Below are 16,874 nucleotides of genomic sequence, written 5' to 3' on the forward strand. Positions count from 1 at the left end.
GAGAGTTTATGTACCTAAATGAAAAAGCGTGGGAGGTGGAGCCGGAGGATCTCTATGAGGCCAGCGATGCGCTGAAAAACTTCCTTGATGTGTATAAGGTTCTGGCGGGGAAATATGGCCGTCCGGAGGTGTACGTCCCATCGGAGGACGAGCCGTATTTCCGCTCTGTTACATATTCCATAGCAAAATGGCTGTCTGAGGTTGATATCGAGTACAGGCGCTTATATCTGAGCTTTTGGAACAGAAGATGTGTTTACACGCCGGATGAAGAATATGAGGTGTATGAAGGGCATACGGCGTTACGAGGGGGCACCGAGGCGGTTTTAAATGATTCATTTATGCTGAGTATCTGCCTGGATGACCGGTGGAAAAGAGCGGAGATACCGGCAGTTCTGTTTTCGCTGGCAGACAATGCGGAATCGCCGGTTGTGGTGCGCAATGTATTCAGCGCCGCCCAACTGGAGGAGGAACCGCTGGCCGCCGCTTTAAAAGCAACGTTTGCCATAACCATCTATACTTATGAGGATCTGTGGGATAGGCGGTCCCGGCTGTTTCCCCATCTGCGGTTCTGTCCGTCCGTCAAACGTGACCTGGAAAATCTTGAGAAATCTTATATCCGACAGATTGTGAAAAAGTTGTCAGAGCTGGAGGAATACAGTTCAAAATACCCGGGCCAGCCATTCCGGCCCGAGCTTTTGACTAAAACCACCCCGGAGTCCGACTCCACGATGGATATGTATCAACAGCAGCATACCTTCCGCGACGAAAACGGCGTGGAGTATGAGGCCAGCTGGCATATGCGGTTTACCGGGATTTCCGGAAGAATATTTTTTGTGCCGGATTACACGGATACTGAGATGCTGGTCTGCTATATCGGAAAGAAATTACCGAATGCCACCTACCCTACATAAAAACGATACGGCCGTCCTCCGGAGCGGATGTTGGCCGTATCGTTTTATTTGAGTGTAATGGGCCGCTGGAGCAGCCTGTGAACGATTGCTATGCCAGGATCATTTATCCCAAAGACTTTATAAACTCCTCCACCTCGCCCATCGGCCTGTAAGCCGGAATGGTTCCGTCAATGGTGACGGAGAGGGCGGCGTATTTGCTGGCCCAGTGGGTGGCCTCTTTTAAATCCTTGCCCAGAATCAGCTGCGCCACGGTGGCGGCCATGTAGCCGTCGCCCGCGCCTGCGGTGTTGACCACGTTCTCCACCTTCACCGATTCCACGGTCCAGTATTCGTCGCCGCACAGAACCGCGCTTCCGTCGCCGCCCATGGTCATGATGATGTTGGGCACGCCGTATTTCTCCTGCACCTTATTTAACATATCCTGGGGCAGGATGGGGCTGTCCTGGGGCAGGTCCAGGATGTAGCGGCCCTCCACCTCGTTGATAAACAGATAGTCCACATAGTCCAGTCGGCCCATGGGCTTCTCGGGAAGGGGGCTGGGGTTGACCAGCGTCACCATTCCCAGCTCCTTGGCATAGCGGGCGGCGTCTAAGGACAGCTGCTCCGGAACCTCAAAGCCGGTGACGAACATTTTGGTGCCCTTCATGGCGTCCAGAGCGGTCTTCACCTCGTCTAAGGTCAGCTTCACGCTGGAGCTGTCCCCGTCGATCACGGTGTTCTGGCCATCGGGTCCGATTAAGATCAGGCCGGTGCCGGTGGAAACTTCGTCGGTGCGGTACAGGTAGGTGGTGTCCACGCCCGCGTCCTGCATCCATTTCTCGCCCAGGTCGCCCCAGGGATCATTTCCCACCTTGCCGATGTATGCGGTGTCGATGCCCAGGCGCCCCAGGGCTACGGAAACATTGGAGCCCTTGCCGCCGTCCTCGGCCACATGCCATTTGGTTACACAGAGCGTTTCGCCCCATACGGGCATATGGTCCGCGTAGGCGTACTGGCCCACGCCGTGGCTGTTCAGTACAATTACGTCTTTTTTGCTCATCTTAAATCACCATCCTTTGATTTCATGGGACATGGGATGATCGGCGGTGTCCACGTTGCAGAACAGCGTCACATCCGGGATATACTTGGGAAGCAGAGTCACCGGGTACTCCAGAGTCGGCTCGCTGAACAGGGCGACTCTCACCACGGTCTGTTTCCAGGAACCGGTGGCGATCATGTACACGGCCCGCTTGGCGGACAGCATGGTCTTGAAGCCCAGGGTGACGGCTTTGGGCGGAACGCGGTCGTAGCAGCCGCCAAAGGTGCGCTGGCTCAGGGCCACGATGGTGTCCTCGTTCAAATCCACAACCCTGGTCTTGGAGTTGGCGTACTCTTCGATGGAGAGACGGCAGGAATAACGGCGGGGCGGCTCGCAGAAGGCCACCAGGCCCTTGCAGCCAACGCCTGCCCAGAGGGTGTCGATGCCTCCCAGCTCCTGGCACAGGTTGTCGGGATAGTCCAGATCGTTGATACGGGTCCAGATCCGCTGGTTCTCCGGCACGTTGAGTTCCGGATCGATGCGGCCGTAGAAGCAGGCGTTCATGGTGCCCTCCAGGCTCTCATAGGTGTCGCCTACCGGGAAAGGACGTCCCTCCCAATCCAGGAAATCGTCCATGTGGAATACCCAGAGATTCTTTAAGCTGATGCGCTCCTTGTTGACGCGGTCGATGAAGATGTCATATTCGTCGGTAGGACCGGCCGGGAGTACCCATTTGGTCAGTTTCCCTTCAGCGTTGTGCTGGATCACCTCATCAGCCATCATATTTCCAATAATTGACATCATAGAGGCGCGGTCTTCCTTGATGACCAGCTTTGTCTTCAGGTCCGGTTGTTTTTCCAGATCCTGCCATGGAATTGAACACCAGCGGTACAGTTCTTCTCTTGAAATTTTAAAATCCATTATCGAGCTCTCCTTTTCCTTTATACCACGCCGAGGCCCGGGGCCGGGCATGGATAAGTTTCTTTATTAGAAATAATTATACCATATCAAATGCCGACAGGCACATGACAAGAGGTAAGTTTCCTTGAATATTTCACGCATAAAACGGGCTGTCTCAGGCAGGGGGCCGTTTGAACCGAAAAGATATGCCCCCTGTTACCGTGGGGGCATACCGGATTTCTGTATGGCGGTCACCGGGCATGCCGTTTGAGACATTATTTGCCCGTATGAGCGGTGATGTTGTTCTGTTTCTTGAAGTGCAGGTAGACCGGATAACCGGTGCCGACTGCCACAACAGCGGCGATCATGCTCTGGCCGGGAGCCCAGACAAAGGTGGACACCAGCAGGATCATGGTGGGAACAACCGCCAGAAGGGCCATTAACTGCCAGCAGGGCATCTTGTAGGTGGGTTTATAGTCAGGCATCTTGCGAAGCTTAAACACTGCGATAAAGGTAACAACGCTGCGCAGCAGGCAGATTACGGTAAAGTAGCCCAGCAGGTCGTTGATGGTGCCGGCGAAAACGAGAACGATGGCAAAGCCGCTCTGCCACAGCATGGAGACATAGGGGGTCTCCCACTTGGGATGAACCTTTGCCCAGGATTTGAACCACATACCTTCCTGCGCCATCTTGTACTCGATACGGGCCTGGAACATGATCAGGCTGGATACGGAGCCGGTTACGATGATAATAGCCAGAACAGCGGCGATGATGCCTGCGGACTGTCCGATCATGGGAATATTGGCTGCGGCTGCCGCGATGGGAGCGTCGGAAGCTGCCAAATCTGCTGCAGGCAGTAAGCCGACGGCTGCGGTGGACAGAGCCGTGTAAAGCAGGGTGATTACGATAACGGTGGAGATCAGTGCGATGGGCATGTTGCGTTTGGGATTCTTGATCTCGCCGCCCATTACACATGCGGATTGCATACCGTCATAGGACCAGGTTGTGGCGGAAATACCGGCCAGCAGCGCAGCGATTCCGGTGGGAGCGCCCACGGCCGCGGGTGTCATCATGGTGTCGCCTCTCATATAGAACAGGCCCATGCCAATCAGGATCATGAACGGGAGTACCTTAAACATGGTAATGAAGTTCTGCCATTTCGCGCCCGCTTCCATCTTGATCATATGTAACGCGGTGAAGAGAATGATAATGGCAACCGCAACCATGCGGACGACGATCTGGCTGAATCCGGTAAAGAACGCCAGGTAGTTGGCAACTGCCAGTGAGGAGATGGCGATGCCGGTGGGGTCTGTCGCCCAGAAGGAAAGCCATCCGGACAGAAACGACATGAAGGGCCAGCCGGCTCTCTTTAAATAAGCTACGAAAAGTCCATCCTCCGGGATTGCCGTGGAATACTCGGTGTAGAGAAGGTTCTGGGGAATCATAATCAGGCCGCCGATTAAAAACGACAGGATTACCATGACTCCGGAACCGGCAGCCCCCGCGACCTCACCTACAGATGAGAAGATACCGGAACCAATCGTTGTACCAACGCCCAGCGCGATGGCAGTTCCTAACCCCAATTTTCGTTTCAGTTCTGTCCCGTTCGATTCTTGCGTGTTGTTTGACATGACATGAACTCCTTTCAATAGTCTTTGCTTTTTTATAAATTTAAAAAGTTGTATGTTAGAATACAACTTTTTAAATTCGTGTACCACATGCTGCATTATATCACGCCAATCTGTATATTTCAATACAAATATTAAAAATTTATATCCAAATTCTAAAAAAATAGGAAAATGCACAAAGATAATTCTAATAAACCAGCCAAAAACCCATGAATCATTGTGCACATGGTATAAGAACCGGTGGAAATAACCGGGAAAATGATTGCGTTAAAAGACAAGTTGCGAATAAACTGATCCATGAGGGCAGGGCGAGAAAAGCCCGCAGGCGCGGGATAAACCGGCAATTTGGTAAATATTCCTAAAAAATGGAGGGCCAATTTCACGGATATAAATCTATTTTGACAGTAAATTTATAATTGACGGACATGAGGTGCAATGCTATAATGGGTCCAACAAAAGTGGTCCTGTTTTTGAAAAACATATAAATATGTTTGGGAAATTGGGATCATGATGTATGCGGCTCCCACAGGACCGCAAATCAAAAAAGTTTATAGGGGAAAGGAATTGGTGTTTAAGATGAGAGATGGGAAACGGAAACCGGGATATGAGGTTCAATCGGAACCGGATTGGGGGTGTTGACCTGTGGAAGCATACTATGCGGGATGGCTGTCCATTTTGCCGCCGATCATTGCGATTGTGCTGGCACTGGTGACAAAAGAGGTGTTAACCTCTCTGATGTGTGGAATTTTAACCGGAACATTAATCTATACGGTTGGAGTCGGTTTGAATCCGATCGTTGGAACCGTTGAGACGGCGTTCAACGTGATGGTCGACAAGGCTGACCTGAACATTCTGATCTTCTGTTGTCTGCTGGGCGCTCTGGTATTTGTGGTGTCCGCGGCCGGCGGCAGCAGCGCTTACGGGCGGTGGGCGACGACCAAGATCCGCAATAAGAAGCTGGCGCTTCTCTCCACCAGCGCGCTGGGAGCGATCATTTTCATCGATGATTACTTTAACTGTCTCACTGTTGGAACGGTTATGAAGCCGGTTACGGATAAGTATAAGATAAGCCGGGCAAAGCTTGCTTACATTATCGATTCCACCGCGGCTCCGGTCTGCATCATCGCGCCGGTCTCCTCCTGGGCGGCCGCCGTGGGCAGCAACCTGCAGTCCACCGGACATTTCGAGAGCGACTTCGCCGCGTTCATTTCCACGATTCCCTTTAACCTGTACGCGATCCTGTCTCTGGTTATGGTGCTCACGCTGTGCCTGAAGGACCTGGATTTCGGTCCAATGGAGGAACGGGAGCTGCGGGCGGCCCGGGGCGACCTGGGAGCGGTTGAGCTGAATGCGGAGCAGAAGCTGACCATTTCCGACCGCGGCACGGTGTTGGACATGCTGGTTCCCATCGTGGCCCTGATCATTTTCTCCGTCTTAGGAATGCTTTACAACGGCGGATTCTGGGGCGAGGACCCGGCGTTCCACAGCGTGGGCGCTGCCTTCGGCAACTGTACCGCCGCTCCGGCGCTGGCCTGGGGCTGCTTCGGCGCTCTGGTGGTGGCAATGATCATGTTTGTTCCCCGCAAGCTGATGTCCTTCAAGGGATTTATGGACAGCGTTCAGGAAGGCATGAAGTCCATGCTTCCGGCCTGCGCTATCCTGATGCTGGCCTGGACGATCAGCGGCGTCTGTAGGGACCTGCTGCTGACGGCTGATTTTGTGAAGGACGTGGTGGCGGGAAGCACCATCCCCGGCGCCCTTCTGCCGGCTTTGATCTTCGCCATTGCGGCGTTCCTCAGCTTTTCCACGGGAACCGCCTGGGGAACCTTCGGGATTCTGATCCCCATCGTCGTGCCGGTGGCTGAGGCGGTGGCCCCTGAGCTTATGGTGGTGTCCCTGGCCGCGACCCTGTCCGGCAGCGTGTTCGGAGACCACTGCTCCCCGATCTCGGATACGACGATCCTGTCGTCCACCGGAGCGGGCTGCAATCACCTGGAACACGTCTCAACGCAGATGCCCTACGCCGGACTGGTGGCAGGATGCTGCTTTGTGGGATACCTGGTGGCCGGGTTTACCGCCGCGAACGTGTGGCTGACCCTGGGATCCGCGCTGCTGTTGCTGGTGGGCGTGATCGTGGTGCTGCATCGCAGGTGTATGGCCAAGGAAGCCAGAACCATTGGGAAACGCGAAACTGTATAGAGAAAATGTCAATGAGCCGCCGGGCAATCCGGCGGCTCATTTTAATTTGCATGCAAACGTTAATCCAGCCTGTGAAGGGAGACCTTGAAGCTCACCTTGTCGCTGCGGGTATAGGTGCGGCTGTAGCCGATCATGCTGCCGCTGTCGTCGTGGTAAGCGCATTCCAGGACCATGAGCGCCACCCCGTCCGGCGCGTCCAGAATGTGGGCCATTTTGGAGTTGCATTTCTGGATTTCCAGGCTCTGGCGCACCATGCTGACGTTCACGCCGTAAAACTCGAACACGGAGCTGATGCTGAACACGGAGGAATTCACCACGTTTAACTGGGGAATCACGTCGTAGGGCACGTAGATTTCCTCCAGGGAAACGGGGCCGGACTCCTGGTTCACAACGCGCCGGATATAGTAGATCTGATCCTCGGGATCGATGCGGAACCGGTTGGCGAACAGATCCCCCGCTGGGCGCAGCAGCTTGGTCTGCTCCCGGGCGCTGGTCTGATCCCGGCTTTTGCCGATGGAGGGCACGAAACCGCTGAATTCCTCGATGGCCTGTTCGATCTTGTTGCCCACCACGAACACGCCTTTTCCCTGCACCCGGCGCAGAAGTCCCTCGTTTACCAGGGCGTCCACGGCGCTGCGCACCGTGATCCGGCTGATTCCGTAGGTAGCGGCCATGTCGTTTTCCGACGGAATCGCAGTACCGGGCAGATACTCCCCATCCTCGATTTTGGTGCGCACGATCTCGCGCAGCTGCAGATAGATGGGGGTGCGGTAATTGATTTTTGGTTCCTGCTTTTTATCCTCGTTCTGGGGAGATTTCATGTCATCCTCCTTTTGATCATACTCACAAATTTAAAACGGTCCGCCCGGAAAAGCTGCTTGTAATATTCCAGCGGGACGCCGTCCGCCATGGTGGTGACGCCGGTGGCGAAAAAGACGGGTTCCCCTTCCTCGAGATCCAGCAGAGCGGCTTCCTCCTCGCTGACGTAGGTGACGCTGATTTTCTCCTCGCCGGCGACCAGGGTTTTCTTGTAGATATTCTCAAAAATGGAGTAGATAGAGCTTTTGTCGTGATAATATTTTTCAAGGTCCGGACACTGGTTCTGATCCAGATACATGGTTTCCATGATGCAGGGCACGCCCTCGATGCTGCGCACGCGGATACACTCGTAGACGTTCTGGCCCAGGGGGATGTGCAGCTTTTTGGAGACCTGCTTTGTGCACTCGATGACGCGCAGGCTTAAAATGTGCGTTGAGAACGGCAGGCCCAGCTGGCGCACCTCTGTGGACAACGAGTTGACGCCCAACAGGTTCCGGACCAGCTTGGATTCGGCGATATAGGTCCCGGAGCCTTTTTTGCGGTACAGCTGGCCGCTTTCCACCAACATATCCACCGCGAACCGCAGCGTGGTCCGGTTGATGCCCCACATTTCGCACAGGTCGCGCTCCGAAGGGATCTTGGTGTTCGGAGGCAAATGATTGGACGTGATATAATTTTCCAATTTTTCAACGGCTTCTGTGCGCGGGGGGATTCTGTTCTCCATTTCGATACACTCCTTCCGGTCGTGGCCGGGCGTTTTGGAAAAAACTGTCGGTTTTGACCTATAATCCATTATATCAGCAAGCGGATTTTATTTCAACGTTTACAGAGCGGCAAAATGCTTGAAAACCGTAGGCTTGCGCCGGAAAATGCCGCCGGAAGCAGCGGTGTAAGTCCGGTATGCCCTTGCCTGGCAGATTGTTGGTTCACGTTTGAAGGATTTAAGACAAGTTTTGATAAAACCGCTCCATAATTTGCAAGTGGATCAATTATAAGTAAAGATATAAAGTGTAGGATAAAAACTTGGTAATTTAAGAGGAAAATATAGAATATGCACAAAAAATAAGCGCAAATTTAGGACATATGCCATTGATTAAGCCATATAAATGTGTTAGTATAAAAAACAAGTGGTACAGAAAAATGAAAAGTTATATAATTTTCTGGAACTAAAGGCTAAATTTTAAAGAGAAAAGGAGATAGTTTCTATGGGACATTTCATTACGGGAGTTGTGGATGAGATTCTGACGCCGTTCAATGCGGACGGATCCGTCAACTACGAGCAGACAGCGGAGATGATTGACTGGCACCTTTCCAAGGGGATCCAGAATTTCTTTGTTAACGGACTGGGGGCCGAGTGCCACGAACTGACCACGGAGGAAAAGCTGGAGCTGTTAAAGGTGATCTACGGCCGCACTCAGGGTAAAGCCAAGATCATGGCCTGTTCCTTCGAGAACTCCATTGAGGAAAATAAGAAGCTGCTGGATTTGTACGAGGAGACCGGAATGGCCGACTGCTACTGCATCACCGCGCCGCCCTTCTTCCGCCACACCCAGAAGGCGCTCTACGACTACGCCGCGGAGCTGATCGATTATGCCAAGCGCCCGGTCTACATATACAACTGTGTCCAGATGGGAACCCTGTTTGAGCCGGATACCCTGGAAAAGCTCTGGCGCGAGCATCCCAACTTAAAGGGATTCAAGGACGCTTCCGTGGATATCCTGAACTTCCTGCAGTGCACCCTGCGCATCGACAAGGACGAGTTCGACTTCCTGGGCGGCTGCGACGGCCTGGATGGCGTGATGATGCTGTTGGGCGCGGTGGGCTGCGTGTCCTTTATGGCGGTTCCCTATCCCGCGGAGATGATGGACATCTGCCGCTATGGCTTAGAGGGCAACGTCGAGAAGTGCATTGAGGCCCAGCACAAGGTGCTGCGCATCCGCAACGTGGTGAAGAAAGCGCCCTTCAACGCGGCCTACATGTACGCCATGAAGTACGGCGGGGGCCCGGTTGGTATGCACTCCAGAATGCCCGCTGATCAGGACTACGTTCCGGACAGCGTGAAGGAAGAGCTGGACGAACTGATGCGGGAGCTGGGATACGACGTGAAATAACGGCGGCGGGGCAGAGCCGGAAGCCGGAGTGCAGGACGGCTGCCTGGGGTCGATCGGGGCCTCTGGGCAGGGAATTCGGTCCGGCGGCATGGCATGACCGGGGCCTGGGTCCGGGAATTCGGCTCGGCGGCATAGCATGACCGGGCCCCTGGGCCGGGAATTCGGTCCGGCGGCATAGTATGACCGGGGCATCTGGGCCAGGAATTCGGTCCGGCGGTCAGCGTTTTGACGTTATGATATGAGGAGGTATTTGGGGATATGGAGTTTACACGCGTGAATTTCCGCCCGTCGTTTTTCGGCGACCGTCCGCTGGTTCTCCTGGAGGACGGGGAGCTGAAAGCAACGGCGTTCCGCTATGAGAGCGGCGTCTGCGGGCTTAAGATTGAGAATGAACATTGCAGCATGGTGGTGCTACCCTACATGGGGCAGCAGATTTGGTTCGCGGAGTTCGAGGGCAGGAATCTGACCCAGAAGTCCATTTTCGACCAGCCATTGGCCACCACGAAATTCGGAGACAACTACGGCGGCCTGCTGCTTCACTGCGGCCTGACCAATATCAACTGTCCGGGCGACGGCGAGGACTACCCCATCCACGGGGAACTGCCCTTTGCCAATTACCCGGAGACTTACGCGGGGATCGGCCGGGACGAAGCGGGCACCTATCTGGCGGTGGGCGGCACCTTTGTGTACCGCAACAGCCAGGAGTACCACTACGCCTACAGCCCGGAGCTGCGCCTCTACGCGGGCGCTACGGTGGCGCAGATGCACATCGACATTCATAACCGCAGGGCCAATGATTTGGAGTACATGTTCATGTGCCATATGAACTGGCTGGCGGTGGAAGGCTCCCACATGGTATACAGCGCGCCCAAGGACAAGGAGCACATAGTGGTCAGCCCCACGGAGCTGGGCGGGGATTCCCCCAGAGCCGTCGCTATCCGGGAATACGGAAAGCGCCTGGTGGAGGACCCAACCATTGGCGATGTGCTGGATTCCAAAACCCAGTGCAACGATCCGGAAATGTGCACCACCATCCGCTACAAGGGCGACGAGAAGGGCTGGGCCCACGCCATGCAGGTGATGCCCGAGGGGGACGCCTGCTATGTGGGATTTGACACCGCGAAGCTGCCTTACGCCCTGCGCTGGGTGTGCCGGACCGGGGACGAGGACGGCATCGGCATCGCGCTGCCCACCACCGGAACCAACCACAGCACCGCTTACCAGAGAGAACACGGCCTGTTCAACACCCTTGCCCCCCACGCCCACGACCAGCTGCGCTTTGATTTCGGTTATCTGCCGAAGGAGCGGGCTCAGGAGATGGAGTCTCACATCAATCAAATATTAGGAGAGTAAAAATATGGCTATGAAGATTGCACTGTTTACCGCGGCTTTTTCCAGTTATCCCATTGAGCGCGCCTTTGAGGCCGCCGCAAAGTACGGCTACGACGGAATCGAGATCGGCGGCTTCCGCCCCCACGCCTATGCGCCGGATCTGGCCAGAGGCGGCGCGGCGAAGATCCGCGAGCTGTCCAGCCGCTACAACCTGCCCATCGTCAGCTACGCCCCGGAGAATACCGGATCTCCCTACAGCCTGGTGTTCGCCGACAAGCAGATGAACCAGGAGAGCCTGGAGTATTTTAAGCTGACCCTGGACATGGCAAAGGAAATCGGTTCCGAATACTGCATGTTCGCCTGCAACCATCCGGGCTTTGGCCGTTACAAAGAGGATGTGAAGAAACTGTTTATTGAAAATATGCGCGTTCTGGCCGAGCACGCGGAGAAGATCGGACAGACCATCATCCTGGAGCCGGTGACTCCCTACGAGGGCACCATCATCACCACCTCCGACGACGTGCGCTGGGCATTGGATGAGGTGAATTCCCCGCGGTTTAAATGCATGCTGGATCTGGCCTGCCCGCTGACCTGCGGCGAGCCGGTGTCCGCCTACTTTGAGAAGATGGGCGACGACATGAAGCACATCCACTTTATCGACTGCATTTCCAGCAGCGAGGACCATCTGATCCCGGGAGACGGGGAGATTGATTTCCCGCGCCTGGTGAGCTATTTAAAGGAAGTGGGCTATGACGGGTATCTGTCCCTGGAGCTGTTCAGCCGCTATGCCAATGAGCCGGATTTCGCGGCAAAGAGAGGCTATGAGGTGATTCGCGGCCTGCTGGACGAGAACTAAGTTTGGGTAACAGTTTAGACGGCGGGAAAATTGGTGTGGGAAGCCGCGTCAAGCTTGCTTGTAAGCGGATTTTCGTGCCAATTTTCACATCGGATGTCCAAACTGTTACAAATTTGGAAAGGGGTTCATATTTCTTATGGGAAAAAATGGAAAGAAAATAGATGTCATTGTACTGAACAGCCACGGCGTGGGGCAGATTTGCCATGTGAAACGCCTTCCGCGTCGGGGTGAGACCATGGAAGCCACCCATTGGCGGGTGGAGGAGGACGGCGGAAAGGGCGCGACCGTTTCCGTTGCCCTGGGACGCCTGGGCGTGAGCACCGGCTACATCGGCAAGGTGGGCTATGATCCGTGGGGCGACATGGGCGACCAGTGGATGAGCGAGTCCGGGGTGGACACCACCTTTATGTACCGCGATCACTCGGTTTCCACGGGCACGGGCCTGATCATGGTGGACGAGGACGGCCTGAACACCATCGTGGACGGGGACAGCGCCTGCGCGGCCCTGACCTGGGATGAGACCCATGCGGCCATCGAGGCTATGAAGGAGGCAAAGGTGTTTATCACCGGCTTCGGAATGCCCTTTAAGAAAGCCCTGGACGGGGCGAAGATCGCCAAGGAGGAGTTCGGCATGCTGACGCTGTGCAACACCAGCCCCTTGCCCTCCGAGCCAATGGGCGATCTGTCCTACCTGGATTTTATCGTGTTAAATGATATTGAAGCCCGCGTTCTCTGCGGTCTGCCGGAGGACTCCGACAAACCCTACGAGCAGATGCTGCGCCAGATTCGGGACGAATACCACACCCGGGGCGTGATCATGACCTGTGGCGAGGACGGCAGCGCGGTGCTGGACGGCGAGGAGTTCTGGACCGTTGCGCCCACCCCGGTGAAGGCGGTGGACACCATCGGAGCCGGAGACGGGTATCTGGCGGCGGTGGCCGCCGGGCTGGTATGGGGCAAGAACCTGAAGGAGGCTACCCAGTGGGCCAGCAAGTACGCGGCCTACAAGGTCACCCGCAAGGGCAGCATGACCCGTAAGCCAGGTATGGGCTACCCGGAACTGGCTGAGGTGGAAGCGTTTATGGAGGCTCATCCGTAATATGCGGGCGAAGCGTTGCTTCATTATTAAATAAGTGCACTTGGAGTTATTTTGGATAAATTGACAGCGGGCGCCGCAGAATCCTCTTGGCAGGGATTCTGCGGCGCCTTTGCGTGGCGTGAGGCCGCGCGCCGCCTCCCCAGCATTTCCATCACAAAAAACGCCGCAGGTCCGGCACGAAACCGGTTCCTGCGGCATTTTCCGCTATTTCATCAGATTTTCCACAACCTCCACCACATGGTCCGCGGTGAAGCCGAACTTCTTAAACAGCTTTGCCGCCGGCGCGGAAGCGCCGAAGGACTTCATGCTGATCACAGCGCCGTCCAGGCCGGTGTAGCGCTCCCAGCCGAAGCCGGAGAGGGCCTCCACAGCCACGCGCCTGCGCACGTCTCTGGGGAGTACGCAGTCCTTGTACTCCTGGGGCTGCTGCTCGAACAGATCCATGCAGGGCATGCTGACCACGCGGACGTCAACGCCCTTTCCGGCCAGGATTTCCTTGGCTTCCACGGCCAGGGATACCTCGGAGCCGCTGGCGATCAGGATGGCGTCCGGGGTCTCCTTGCTGCTGTCCTGAAGCACGTAGCCGCCCTTTAAGGCGTCGCGGCTGCTGCCGGAGAGCCGGGGCAGGTTCTGGCGGGTCAGCACCAGAGCGGTGGGCGCATCCTTCACGGTCACGGCGTGGTACCAGGCCGCGGCAGTCTCAGTGGCGTCCGCGGGACGGAACACGTTGAATCCGGGCATGGCGCGGAACATGGCCAGCTGCTCGATGGGCTCATGGGTGGGGCCGTCCTCGCCCACACCGATGCTGTCGTGGGTGAACACGTAGGTCACCGGCAGCTTCATCAGAGCTGCCAGACGGGCCATGGGCTTGGTGTAATCGCTGAACACGAAGAAGGTGGACACGTAGGGGCGCAGGCCGCCGTGGAGGGCCATACCGTTGCCGATACCGGCCATGGCCAGCTCGCGCACGCCGAAGTGCAGGTTCCGACCAGCGTAGTTGTCCTTGCAGAAATCGCCCTCTTCGTTCAAATAGGTCTTGGTGGAGGGAGCCAGGTCCGCGGCTCCGCCCATCAGGCCGGGAATGCGGTCCTTCAGGCGGTTTAACAGCACGCCGGACAGGTTGCGGGTGGCCTGGGGTTTGTCCTCGAAGGCCCAATACTCCTCGTCCGCAGCCAGAGACTCTGCCGCGTCGCCGTTAAAGTGCTGATCCCAGAGCGCTTTCATCTCCGGGTAAGCGGCGCAGTAATCCGCGAACAGCTTGTTCCACTGAGCCTGGGCGTCCGCGCTGCGGGCTGCCAGCTCGCGGTAGTGGGCGTAAACCTCCTCCGGCACTTCGAAGGCCTCGTCGCTGTCCCATCCCAGGGTGCGGCGCAGGGCGGTCACGTTCTCCGCGCCCAGGGGCTCGCCGTGGGCGCTGGCCTTGCCCTGCTTGGCCGGGCAGCCGTAGCCGATCTGGGTCTTTACGGTGATGAAGGAGGGACGCTCCTTGTCCGCCTTGGCGGCCTCGATGGCCTTCCCGATGGCGGATAAGTCGTTGCCGTCCTCCACGGTCAGGGTCTGGAAGCCGAAGGCCGCCATGCGCTGCTCCACGTTCTCCGTGAAGGCGATATCCGTGGAGCCCTCGATGGAAATCTGGTTGGAATCGTAGAACACGATGAGCTTGGAAAGGCCCAGGGTGCCGGCCAGGGAGAAGGCCTCGGAGGAGATGCCCTCCATCATGCAGCCGTCGCCGCCCAGCACGTAGGTGTAGTGATCCACAACCGGATAATTCTCCTTATTAAATACGGCTGCCAGATGGGCCTCCGCGATGGCCATGCCAACGGCCATGGACATACCCGCGCCCAGGGGGCCGGTGGTGGCCTCAACGCCTGCGGTGTGGCCGTACTCCGGGTGTCCGGGGGTCAGGGAATCCAGCTGGCGGAAATTCATCAAATCCTCTTTGGTAAGCCCGCAGCCGAACATGTGCAGCAGGGCGTAGAGCAGGGAGGAGCCGTGGCCGCCGGAAAGGATAAAACGGTCGCGGTTCTCCCAGTTCAAATCGGCGGGATTGAAATTCATGTGATTGGCCCACAGCTCGTAGGCCGCGGGAGCCGCACCCAGGGGCAGGCCGGGGTGGCCGGAGTTGGCCTTCTGCACCATATCCGCGGCCAGAATCCGCAGGGCGTTTACTGACATTTCATCGATGGTTCTCATCTGCTGTTCCTCCTATTCGCCGAACACCGCTCTGTAGTCCGCCTGGAACTTCTCGATGCCCTGGTCGGTCAGCGGGTGCTTCGTCATCTGCTCCAACACCTTGTAGGGAACGGTTGCGATGTCCGCGCCTGCCTTTGCACAGTCGATCACGTGGATCGGGTTGCGGATGCTGGCGGCGATGATCTCGGTCTCAATGTTGTGCATCTGGAATATTTCCGTAATCTCGTAGATTAAATCAATGCCGGGCATGGAAATATCATCCAGTCTGCCCAGGAAGGGGGAAACGTAGGAAGCTCCCGCGCGGGCGGCCAGCAGCGCCTGGGCGGCGGAGAATACCAGGGTCACGTTGGTCTTAACGCCCTCGGCGTTCAGCACCTTCACGGCCTTTAAGCCTTCCACGGTCATGGGGATCTTTACAACCATGTTGGGGTGGATCTTGGCGATCTCGCGGCCCTCGGCGATCATACCCTCGGCGTCCACGGTGGTGGCCTTTACCTCTCCGCTGATGGGGCCGTCCACGATGTCGGTGATCTCTTTGATCACTTCGCCGAAATCACGGCCTTCCTTGGCGATCAGAGACGGGTTGGTGGTAACGCCGCAGATGATGCCCATGTCGTTGGCTTTCTTGATCTCGTCCACATTGGCGGTGTCGACAAAAAATTTCATAGCAGTAATCCTCCTTTTATATAGAAAACATTTTTCTTGCTATCTGTATTATAACTCGATCAAACGTTGTGTCAAGCAAAAATGTGCAAGAAAATGCGATAATATGCCGCAAAATGCCTGAAACATCCCTGCTAACAGCGGTTGAAAACCGCAAACAAATGCAAATGAATCGGAATGAATGGCTGTTTTGGCAAAAAAATACCGCAAATCCAGGCGCATGAGCGCTTGAATTTGCGGAGGTTGGGGACTTTGCGGCAACGTCAACCGGGGCGCCGGGGCGGAGAACCAACTCCGGAGGCGGAGACTGGTCCAGGTTCAATCGACGCACCAAACGCCCGCCTTAAAACACGTCCAGCCCGCGGTTGCGGTAGCTTCCGGCGATCTCCTCCGGCACGTTCTCCGTGACCAGGGTGGTGAAGGCCTCGATGCCGCAGACCCGGTAGCGGGAGACGGTGTTGAGCTTGATTGGGCTGACCAGGCTGATCACCCGGTTGGAATTTTCGATCAGGCGGCGTTTCAGGCTCACCTCGTCGGGGTAGGGGATGGTCATGCCGTACTCCGGGTGGATGGCGTAAACACCCACAAAGCACAGGTCCGGGTGGTAGAGGTCCGCCTGGGCCGCGGCCACCTCCCCCACGCTCATCAGGGATTCCTTCAGGAGGCGTCCGCCGAGTAAGATCACGCTCACCTGCTCCTTCATGCTGAGGGCGTGGGCGATGGAGTAGCTGTTGGTCAGCACGGTCAGGCGCAGGGTGGAGGGAATGTTTTTAGCCAGCTGAAGGTTGGTGCTGCTGCCGTCGATGGCCACCAGCTGGTCCTGCTCCAGAAAGCCCAGGGCCTTTTCCGCCAGGCGCTGCTTTAACTCCACTTCCGTGGTCTCCCGGTCAAAATAGTTGATCACCGGCTGCTCCAGCGGGAGCGCGCCGCCGAACACCCGCTTGACCTGCCCCTTCTGGTCCAGATCCAGCAGGTCTCTGCGGATGGTGTCCTCGGACACATTCAGCTCCACGGCCAGCTGGCTGACCACCACTTTTCCGGAGGCGTGGAGTTTGTTCAGGATCAATGCCTGACGTTCTTCTTTCAACATAGGACCGCTCCATTTCATTCAACGTTATGGGTTTATTCGTTATGATTAATCCCAT

Annotated in this window: 14 protein-coding genes; 6 read left to right on the top strand and 8 right to left on the bottom strand. The window is 56.4% G+C overall.

Annotated elements, in window-relative coordinates; translation table 11 throughout:
- The first annotated feature begins 8 nt into the window (after positions 1-8).
- Positions 9-911, top strand: coding sequence for a hypothetical protein (locus tag ACK2JC_RS14495; RefSeq protein ID WP_333685410.1), 903 nt, complete (start codon positions 9-11; stop codon positions 909-911).
- Positions 912-1,014: 103 nt separating this feature from the next.
- Here the strand turns inward: ACK2JC_RS14495 and ACK2JC_RS14500 are convergent, their stop codons facing one another.
- From ACK2JC_RS14500 to ACK2JC_RS14510, 3 genes are all read right to left on the bottom strand, one after another.
- The gene (locus ACK2JC_RS14500; RefSeq protein WP_333685409.1) at positions 1,015-1,950 is read right to left on the bottom strand and encodes a ribokinase; all 936 of its coding nucleotides are present in this window, start codon (positions 1,948-1,950) and stop codon (positions 1,015-1,017) included.
- A gap of 6 nt (positions 1,951-1,956) precedes the next feature.
- Complete coding sequence (locus tag ACK2JC_RS14505) at positions 1,957-2,850, bottom strand: glucosamine-6-phosphate isomerase (protein WP_166445595.1); 894 nt, start codon at positions 2,848-2,850, stop codon at positions 1,957-1,959.
- Positions 2,851-3,104: 254 nt separating this feature from the next.
- Positions 3,105-4,460 (bottom strand): amino acid permease, encoded by a 1,356-nt coding sequence (locus ACK2JC_RS14510; RefSeq protein ID WP_242999246.1) that lies wholly within the window; start codon positions 4,458-4,460, stop codon positions 3,105-3,107.
- Between the two features lie 639 nt (positions 4,461-5,099).
- Between ACK2JC_RS14510 and ACK2JC_RS14515 the strand changes: the two genes are divergently transcribed.
- On the top strand, positions 5,100-6,656 hold the full coding sequence (locus tag ACK2JC_RS14515; RefSeq protein ID WP_092362623.1) for a Na+/H+ antiporter NhaC family protein: 1,557 nt from the start codon (positions 5,100-5,102) through the stop codon (positions 6,654-6,656).
- Positions 6,657-6,715: 59 nt separating this feature from the next.
- Here ACK2JC_RS14515 and ACK2JC_RS14520 read toward each other — a convergent pair whose 3' ends face one another.
- Positions 6,716-7,477 (bottom strand): GntR family transcriptional regulator, encoded by a 762-nt coding sequence (locus ACK2JC_RS14520; protein ID WP_092362625.1) that lies wholly within the window; start codon positions 7,475-7,477, stop codon positions 6,716-6,718.
- Positions 7,474-8,199 (bottom strand): GntR family transcriptional regulator, encoded by a 726-nt coding sequence (locus ACK2JC_RS14525; protein WP_233460619.1) that lies wholly within the window; start codon positions 8,197-8,199, stop codon positions 7,474-7,476. Before ACK2JC_RS14525 ends, ACK2JC_RS14520 begins: the two co-directional genes overlap by 4 nt.
- Before the next feature lie 481 nt (positions 8,200-8,680).
- Here ACK2JC_RS14525 and ACK2JC_RS14530 point away from each other — a divergent pair, with 481 nt between their 5' ends.
- The 4 genes from ACK2JC_RS14530 (at position 8,681) to ACK2JC_RS14545 (ending at position 12,873) form a co-directional block, all read left to right on the top strand.
- Positions 8,681-9,586, top strand: coding sequence for a dihydrodipicolinate synthase family protein (locus ACK2JC_RS14530; protein ID WP_092362629.1), 906 nt, complete (start codon positions 8,681-8,683; stop codon positions 9,584-9,586).
- Between the two features lie 258 nt (positions 9,587-9,844).
- On the top strand, positions 9,845-10,939 hold the full coding sequence (locus tag ACK2JC_RS14535) for a DUF4432 family protein (protein ID WP_276852857.1): 1,095 nt from the start codon (positions 9,845-9,847) through the stop codon (positions 10,937-10,939).
- A gap of 4 nt (positions 10,940-10,943) precedes the next feature.
- A complete protein-coding gene (locus tag ACK2JC_RS14540; protein WP_051409928.1) occupies positions 10,944-11,774 on the top strand; it encodes a TIM barrel protein in 831 nt (276 codons plus the stop codon).
- A 136-nt stretch (positions 11,775-11,910) separates the two neighbouring features.
- Complete coding sequence (locus tag ACK2JC_RS14545) at positions 11,911-12,873, top strand: PfkB family carbohydrate kinase (protein ID WP_276852854.1); 963 nt, start codon at positions 11,911-11,913, stop codon at positions 12,871-12,873.
- Between the two features lie 204 nt (positions 12,874-13,077).
- Here the strand turns inward: ACK2JC_RS14545 and tkt are convergent, their stop codons facing one another.
- The 3 genes from tkt to ACK2JC_RS14560 form a co-directional block, all read right to left on the bottom strand.
- Positions 13,078-15,066, bottom strand: a complete 1,989-nt coding sequence (tkt, locus tag ACK2JC_RS14550) for a transketolase (RefSeq protein ID WP_320937438.1) — start codon at positions 15,064-15,066, stop codon at positions 13,078-13,080.
- Positions 15,067-15,078: 12 nt separating this feature from the next.
- On the bottom strand, positions 15,079-15,732 hold the full coding sequence (gene fsa, locus ACK2JC_RS14555; protein ID WP_092362638.1) for a fructose-6-phosphate aldolase: 654 nt from the start codon (positions 15,730-15,732) through the stop codon (positions 15,079-15,081).
- Between the two features lie 340 nt (positions 15,733-16,072).
- Positions 16,073-16,819 (bottom strand): DeoR/GlpR family DNA-binding transcription regulator, encoded by a 747-nt coding sequence (locus ACK2JC_RS14560; RefSeq protein ID WP_320937437.1) that lies wholly within the window; start codon positions 16,817-16,819, stop codon positions 16,073-16,075.
- Positions 16,820-16,874 lie beyond the last annotated feature (55 nt).

This window comes from Enterocloster lavalensis (assembly GCF_046603895.1).
GTDB lineage: Bacteria > Bacillota > Clostridia > Lachnospirales > Lachnospiraceae > Enterocloster > Enterocloster lavalensis.